Annotated in this window: 1 protein-coding gene; it reads left to right on the forward strand. The window is 65.9% G+C overall.

Features of this window, described 5'->3' with window-relative positions; all coding sequences use genetic code 11:
- On the forward strand, positions 1–4138 hold a 4138-nt coding region (locus FX984_RS32345), incomplete at both ends, for a condensation domain-containing protein (RefSeq protein ID WP_154905415.1).

Below are 4138 nucleotides of genomic sequence, written 5' to 3' on the forward strand. Positions count from 1 at the left end.
TGCCGGGCGTATCGACCATCAAGTCAAGCTGCGCGGCCTGCGCATCGAGCTGGGAGAAATCGAAGCGCGCCTGCTGGAACACGCGTGGGTCCGTGAGGCTGCCGTGCTGGCGGTCGACGGTAAATACCTGGTGGGCTACCTGGTGCTGCAGGACGCTGCCGATGATTGGCGCCAAGTCCTCGGCGCCCACCTGGCCCAGCACCTGCCGGACTACATGGTCCCGGCACAGTGGGTGCTGCTGGAGCAAATGCCCCTGAGCCCCAACGGCAAACTCGACCGCAAGGCCCTGCCCAAACCCGAAGCCACCCATCACTACGAAGCCCCGCAAAGTGCCCTGGAGCAGCAGATCGCGGCGATCTGGGCCGAGGTGCTGGGTGTCGAACAGGTGGGCTTGAACGACAACTTCTTCGAGCGCGGCGGTGACTCGATCATTTCGATCCAAGTGGTCAGCCGCGCCCGCGCCGCCGGTATCCATTTCACCGCCAAGGCGTTGTTCCAGCACCAGACCGTGCGCAGCCTGGCGCGGGTGGCGCAGTTGCAGGTTGCCCAGGTGTTTGACCAGGGCCCGGTGCAGGGCGAGACGCCGTTGCTGCCGTTCCAGCAGCTGTTCTTCGAGATGGACCTGCCGGAGCGCCACCACTGGAACCAGTCCTTGCTGCTGGTGCCACGCGAGCCGGTGCGGGCAGATCGACTGCAAGCGGCCTTGCACGCCATCGTCCACCACCACGATGGGCTGCGCCTGAGCTTCAGCCAGCCCGCCGAAGGGTGGCGGGCCGAGCATGCAGCCGCCACCCCTGAGGTGTTGTGGCAGGCCACGGTGGCGGATGCCGACGAGCTGGCCGCGCTGTGCGAAAAAGCCCAGCGCAGCCTCGACCTGCAACAGGGGCCCTTGTTGCGTGCGGTGCTTGCTGAACTGGCCGATGGTTCCCAGCGCCTGTTGCTGGTCATGCACCACCTGGTGGTGGATGGCGTGTCCTGGCGGGTGTTCCTCGAGGACCTGCAAAGCCTCTACCGCCAACAGCCGTTGCCGGCCAAGACCTCGTCGTTCAAGGCCTGGGCCGAGCGTTTGCAGGCCCATGCCCGCAGCGAAGCGGTACAGCCGCAAAAACACTTCTGGCTGCAACAGCTCCAGGACGTGCCTACCGATCTGCCCTGCCGTGATCCCCATGGCGCGCGTCCTGGCCGCCTGGCGCAGACAGTGGTCAGCCGACTGGACGCCGAGCACACCCGGCAATTACTGCAACAGGCGCCTGCGGCCTATCGCACCCAGATCAACGATCTGCTGCTGACCGCCCTGGCGCGTGTCATCTGCCAGTGGACCGGGCAGGCTTCCAGCCTGATCCAACTGGAAGGCCACGGCCGTGAAGACCTGTTCGAGGATATCGACCTGACCCGCACCCTGGGCTGGTTCACCAGCCTGTTCCCGGTGCGCCTGACCCCGGCCGAATCCCTTGGCGCCTCGATCAAGCAGATCAAGGAGCAACTGCGCGCCGTGCCGGACAAGGGCCTGGGCTTCGGCGCGCTGCGCTACCTCGGCGACGAGGCCACGCGCCAGGCATTCAGCGCGTTGCCGGTGCCGCGCATCACCTTCAATTACCTGGGCCAGATCGACGCCAGCTTTGACCAGCCGGACGGTTTGTTTGTACTCGCAGCGGAAAGCGCCGGAGCCGAGCAGAGCCCGGAGGCGCCGCTGGGCAACTGGCTGACCCTCAACGGCCAGGTATTCGGCGGTGAACTGCACATGGGCTGGACCTTCAGCCCGCTGATGTTCGAGGCCGCGCAGATCGACGCCTTGAGCCAGGCCTTCAGCCGTGAGCTGACGGCATTGGTGGAACATTGCTGCACCCCCGGCAATCACGGCGTGACGGCTTCCGACTTCCCGTTGTCACGCCTGAACCAGCATCAGCTTGAGTCCTTGCCGCTGGCCGCCGATGGGATTGACGACATCTACACCTTGTCGCCCATGCAGCAGGGCATGCTGTTCCACACCCTGTACGAACAGGCCGCCGGCGACTACATCAACCAGATCCGCGTGACGGCCGAGGGCCTGGATGTGGCGCGCTTCCAGCAGGCCTGGGATGCCACGGTGCAGGCCCATGACGTGCTGCGCAGCGGGTTTTTCTGGGAGGGCCAGCTGGAGTGGCCATGCCAGGTGGTGTACCGCGAGGCCCGGCTGCCCATCGAGCTTCTCGACTGGCGCGCCATGCCGGAGCCTGAGCTGGCGTTGCAAGACCTGCAGCAAGCCCAGCGTCGCCAGGGCTTTGAGCTGGCCAAGGCGCCCCTGGTCCGTCTGGTGCTGGTGCGTACCGACGAGCAACGCCATGAGCTGATCTACACAAGCCATCACATCCTGATGGACGGTTGGAGCAATTCGCGCCTGTTCGGTGAAGTGCTGCAACGTTACGCCGGCGTGGCGGTGCCCGAAGCGGCCGGGCGCTATCGCGATTACATCGGTTGGTTGCAGCAGCGTGATGCCGGTGCGACCGAAACCTTCTGGCGCGAGCAGTTGAGTGCACTGCAAGCGCCGACTCGCCTGGGCCGCAGCCAGCCCATGGCGACGGACGGGCATGGCGAGCACGCGCTGAGCCTGGATCGCCCGCTGACGGGTCGCCTCGAGGCCTTCGCCCGCCGCCATAAAGTCACGCTCAACACCTTGGTCCAGGCGGCGTGGCTGGTCCTGTTGCAGCGCCATAGCGGGCAGGCGGTGGTGTCGTTCGGCGCCACCGTGGCCGGGCGCCCGGCAGACCTCGTGGGGGTGGAGCAGCAGATTGGCCTGTTCATCAATACCCTGCCGGTGATCTGCGCAGTGGAGGGCGAGCAAACCGTGGCCGACTGGTTGCAAAGGGTGCAGGCGCAGAACCTGGCCCTGCGCGAGCATGAACACACCGGGCTGTACGATATCCAGCGCTGGGCCGGGCAGGGCGGTGAAGCCCTGTTCGACAATATCCTGGTGTTCGAGAACTACCCGGTGTCCAAGGCCCTGGAACAGAGTGGCGGCAGCGGTATCCGTTTTGGCCTGCCGGAGTCCCGCGAGCAGACCAACTTCCCGCTGACGGTGCTGGTGGACGTCGGTGACACGCTGTCGGTGCAGTTCAGCTTTGCGCGTGCGCACTTCGACCCGGACACGGTGCAAACCTACGGCCGCCATCTGCTCAACCTGCTGCAAGCCATGCTCGAGGGCGGCCAGCAGCGCCTCGGCGAACTGGCGATGCTCGATGTGGCCGAACGCCGGCAAGTGGTACAGGACTGGAACGCCACGGCGCGGGACTACCCGTTGCAGCACGGCGTGCATCAGCTGATTGAACAGCAGGTGACGCGCACGCCAGGCGCCACGGCACTGGTATTTGCCGAGCAGCGCTTGAGCTACGCCGAGCTGAACCGCCGCGCCAACCGCCTGGCCCACCGCCTGATCGAAGCCGGCGTAGGGCCGGACGTGCTGGTGGGCCTGGCGGTGGAGCGTTCCATCGAAATGGTCGTGGGCCTGCTCGCGGTGCTCAAGGCCGGTGGCGCCTATGTGCCGCTGGACCCGGAATACCCGCGCGAACGCCTGGCCTACATGCTGGACGACAGCGGGGTGAAACTGCTGTTGACCCAGGCGCATTTGCGTGAGCAGCTGCCGATTCCCCAAGGCCTGGAAACCCTGGTGCTGGGTGAGTCTGCCTTCGAGGGCTACAGCGACGCCAACCCAGGCATCGCCCTGGACGGCGAGAACCTCGCCTACGTGATCTACACCTCGGGCTCCACCGGCCAGCCCAAAGGCGCCGGCAACCGCCATTCAGCCCTGGCCAACCGCCTGCAATGGATGCAGGAAGCTTACCGCCTCGATGTCAGCGACACGGTGCTGCAAAAGACCCCGTTCAGCTTCGACGTGTCGGTGTGGGAGTTCTTCTGGCCGCTGATGACCGGTTCGCGCCTGGTGGTTGCAGCGCCCGGTGATCACCGTGATCCGGCCAGGCTGATCAACCTGATCAATCAACAGCAGGTCACCACGCTGCACTTCGTGCCGTCGATGCTGCAAGCTTTCCTGCAGGATCCGGCGGTGTCGACCTGCCAAAGCCTGCAGCGCATCGTATGCAGCGGTGAGGCCCTGCCGGTGGATGCCCAGCAGCAGGTCTTCGCCAAGCTGCCCCAGGCCGGG

This window comes from Pseudomonas marginalis, assembly GCF_008692035.1.
GTDB classification, from domain to species: domain Bacteria; phylum Pseudomonadota; class Gammaproteobacteria; order Pseudomonadales; family Pseudomonadaceae; genus Aquipseudomonas; species Aquipseudomonas marginalis.